Source organism: Variovorax sp. P4_D9 (assembly GCF_056401695.1).
This window is the reverse complement of the sequence record NZ_JBFUIU010000889.1, coordinates 1-3,465: the sequence shown is the minus strand read 5'-3', so window position 1 is coordinate 3,465 and position 3,465 is coordinate 1. Positions and strand designations below refer to the sequence as shown.

The following is a 3,465-nucleotide window of genomic DNA, read 5'->3' as shown; positions in this document are numbered from 1 at the left end:
CGTAGTCGCCGATCGAGGTGATGCCGTCGGCGGTGTTCGAGGTGCCGAAGGCCACGGTCTTGGCGGCCTGGGCGATCGGGTCGGCGGCCTGGGCCGAATTCGACAGCGTGGGGCCGAACACCATCAGCACTTGGTCCTGGAAGATCAGCTTCTTGAAGACGTTGATCGCTTCTTCCTTCTTGCCCTGCTCGTCGGCGACGACCAGCTCGATCTTGTTGCCGTTGATGCCGCCGGCGGCGTTGATCTCGGCCGCCGCGAGCTCGAAGCCGTTGCGGATCGCCACGCCATACTGCGCTGCACCGCCCGACAGGGCTTCGGCCACGCCGATCTTCAGATCGGCGGCCTGAGCGGCGAAGGCAGCGAAAGTCGCCAGGGCGAGCAGCGAAGTCTTGAACGGGAGATGTCTCATTTGGAAGGATCTTTCGGGGAAAGGTGGGACGGGGTCGGCTATTTTATATAGCTGCGCGTTCAGTGATTCCTACAATCGCGCGTCCCCGTCTTGGGGGCTTTCCTGGAGTTCCGATCGATGCAACGTCGTTTTCTGATCCAGCGTGCCGGAATCGCCGGCGTGCTGGCTGCGGCTGCGGCCCCGGCCGTGCACGCGCAGGCGCTGACACGCTGGCGGCTGGCATCGAGTTTCGCGAAACCCCAGGACCTGCTGTTCGGCGCCGCCGAATCCTTCGCCAGGAAGCTCGGCGAGATGACCGGCGGGCGCTTCCAGGTTGAGGTTCATGCCGCCGGCGAACTGATGTCGCCGCGCGATGTGCTCGACGGCGTCCAGCGAGGCGCCATCGAGGCCTGCCACACCTCGGGCGCCTTCTTCTTCGACAAGAACGAGGCCTTCGCGTTCGGAGGCGCGATTCCCTTCGGCATGAACGCGCGGCAGCTGAACGCCTGGATGACCGAGGGCAATGGGCTCAGGCTCATGCGCGAATTCCACGCCGGCTTCGGCGCCGTCGGTTTTCCATGCGGCAGCGCGGGCGCACAGCGGCTCGGCTGGTTCGCCCGCGAGATCCGCGGCGTGCAGGACTTCAAGGGCTTGAAGGTCCGCTTCGACGGTCTGGCGGGGCGCGCGATCGCGCGCCTGGGCGGCGTGGTGCAGGGGCCGGCGTCGGGCGTCGACATCCGCGAGGCGCTCGCCAAGGGCGGCATCGGCGCGGCCGAAGGCACGAGCCCCTACGACGACCAGAAGCTCGGCTTGCCCAAGGTGGCGCGCCACTGCCACTTCCCCGGCTGGTGGTCCGGTGCGATGCAGCTCGACCTAATGGTCAACCAGAAGGCCTTCGATGCGCTCACGGCCGACTACAAGGCGATCCTGCAGGCAGCCTGCGCCGCGGTGCAGGCCGAGTTGATGGCCCGCTACGACGCTCGCAATCCGGCGGCACTGCGGCAGCTATCCGGCGACGGGGCGCAGATGAAGCCCTTCCCTCGCGAGGTGCTCGATGACGCCTTCAAGGAGTCGATGGCGCTGTGCCGCGAGCTCGATCGCAGCAATCCGGCGTGGAAGAAGATCCATGGCGACTACCGCGCCTTTCAGCGCAACCAGCTCTTCGCCGACCGCTTCACCGAGGCGCCGTTCGACGCCTACCTCCAGAGCGCGAGACCATGAGCCCGACCGGCCGGTCGAATGCGATCGACTCCCCTGACATGCGTCGGGCCGGCCGCGAGCTGCTCTCGCTGGCGCTGATTGACGCCCGCAACCACACGCTGCACCTGCTGTCGCTCTACGAGCAGGCGCTGGGAAATTCGACGCTCGCGGTGCCCCGTGTCGAGGGCATCGAACCGCCGGTCTGGCTGGCCGGGCACATCGGCTGGTTCGCCGAATGGTGGRTCGCGCGCAACACGCAGCGCGCCTTCGGCGTCGACTGCCCTGTGCGGCCCACACGGCTGGCCGCAATTGAGCCGCAGGCCGACGACTGGTGGAGTCCGGCCCAGCGCGCAGCGGTCGATCGGGCCTCGCCCGAGCTGCCGGACCTGGCGCAGACCAAGGCCTACCTGCTCGACACGCTCGAGAGCACGCTCGAGTTGCTCGAGCATGCGGCCGAGACCGACGCGGGCCTGTACTTCTATCGGCTGGCGCTGTTCCATGAGGATCTGCGCGGCGAGCAGCTGCTGGTGATGGCACAGGCCCTCGGCCTGGCCTTGACGGTCGAGCTGCCCCCGGCCGCGGTGACGCGGCCGCCGCTCTCGCTGCCTGCCGCAACCTGGGAGCTCGGCCTTCCCGACGCCGGCTTCGCCTTTGCGCAGGAGCGTGGAGTCGAGCGCACCGAGGTGCCCGAGTTCGAGATCGATGCCCAGCCCGTGACCTGGGACCAGTACGTTGAGTTCGTCGACGACGGCGGCTACGACCGGCCAGAACTGTGGCGCCCCGGAGGCCTGGCCTGGCTGGCGCGGCAGGTCGAAGGCCGGCGCGGGCCGCGCTATGTGGAACAGATCGGCGCGGCGCGGCACGGCACCGGCGGCTCGGTGCTGCTGCAGCAGYTCGGGCGCACCGTGCGTGCGGCCGGCAACCGCAGCGCGGTCCACCTCGCCTGGTGGGAGGCCGATGCCTGGGCGCGCTGGGCCGGCCGCCGCATCGCGACCGAGGTCGAGTGGGAGATCGCCGCCCACACCGCCGCCCGCCGGGGCTTTCGCTGGGCCGACGTGCACGAGTGGACTGCCGGCACCTTGCGGCCCTGGCCGGGATTTCGTCCCGATCCGTGGAGCCAGGGCACCGAGTTCGACCCCGCACCCGCTTTCGGCCAGGCCCGCGTGCTGCGCGGCGCATCCTTCGCCACCCGGGCCCGGCTGCGCTCGCCGAAGCGCCGCGGCTTCGCGCCGCCCGATCGCGACGACGGCTTCTTCGGCTTCAGGACCTGCGCGCTCTGACCGGGCGCCCCGTCCGGCTCAGCCTCCGGGCCGCTTCTTCGGCTTGAAGTTCCACCACGGCAGCAGCGAGCGCAGCGACTCCACCTCGCCGCTGCTGGCGCTCTCGTAACCTGGCAGCGTGCCGAGCTGGTGCTGCCAGGCAGCGCCGCGCAGCAGCACCAGTAGGGCCACGATAGCCGGCTGTTCGAGCGCCGACTTGAGGCAGGCGAGGTGGTAGCGCTCCTGCACCAGCGGCACGAAGCCCAGGCCGGCACCGAGCGCCGCCGATTCGATCCCGAGCGCGGCATCGGCCTCGCCAGACGCCACCGCGTGCGCCGCCGCCGCGTGCGAGGGTTCGTGCCGTGCATAGCCGTCGATGGCRTCKGCCGCCAGCCCGTCGCGCTCCAGCAGTTCGTCGAGCAGCACCCGGGTGCCGGTACCGATCGACCGGTTGACGTAGCGCGCGCGGCGGGCCGCGACGTCGGCCAGGTTCTTCAGGCCGAGCGGGTTGCCGGGCGCGACGATTAGGCCCTGTGTGCGGCGCGCGAAGCCGATGATCTTGTGCAGGCCGGGCTTCAGCAGCGGCTTGTAGGTGCGTTGTGCGAGCGAGCCGGACGG

The 3,465-nt window shown here is 69.9% G+C and carries 4 protein-coding genes; 2 read left to right on the top strand and 2 right to left on the bottom strand.

Going from position 1 to position 3,465, the window contains the following annotated elements; all coding sequences use genetic code 11:
* Nucleotides 1-409: ABC transporter substrate-binding protein (locus AC1DY5_RS47580; RefSeq protein WP_478121336.1), on the bottom strand; the 409-nt coding region annotated here is incomplete at its 3' end.
* Nucleotides 410-526: 117 nt separating this feature from the next.
* Here AC1DY5_RS47580 and AC1DY5_RS47575 point away from each other — a divergent pair.
* Both AC1DY5_RS47575 and AC1DY5_RS47570 read left to right on the top strand, forming a co-directional pair.
* Nucleotides 527-1,609, top strand: a complete 1,083-nt coding sequence (locus AC1DY5_RS47575) for a TRAP transporter substrate-binding protein (protein ID WP_478121335.1) — start codon at nucleotides 527-529, stop codon at nucleotides 1,607-1,609.
* Nucleotides 1,606-2,868: an SUMF1/EgtB/PvdO family nonheme iron enzyme gene (locus tag AC1DY5_RS47570; RefSeq protein ID WP_478121334.1), complete on the top strand. Its 1,263-nt coding sequence runs from the start codon at nucleotides 1,606-1,608 to the stop codon at nucleotides 2,866-2,868. The genes AC1DY5_RS47575 and AC1DY5_RS47570 overlap by 4 nt, the downstream gene beginning before the upstream one ends.
* A gap of 18 nt (nucleotides 2,869-2,886) precedes the next feature.
* Here the strand turns inward: AC1DY5_RS47570 and AC1DY5_RS47565 are convergent.
* On the bottom strand, nucleotides 2,887-3,465 hold a 579-nt coding region (locus tag AC1DY5_RS47565; protein WP_478121333.1), incomplete at its 5' end, for a substrate-binding domain-containing protein.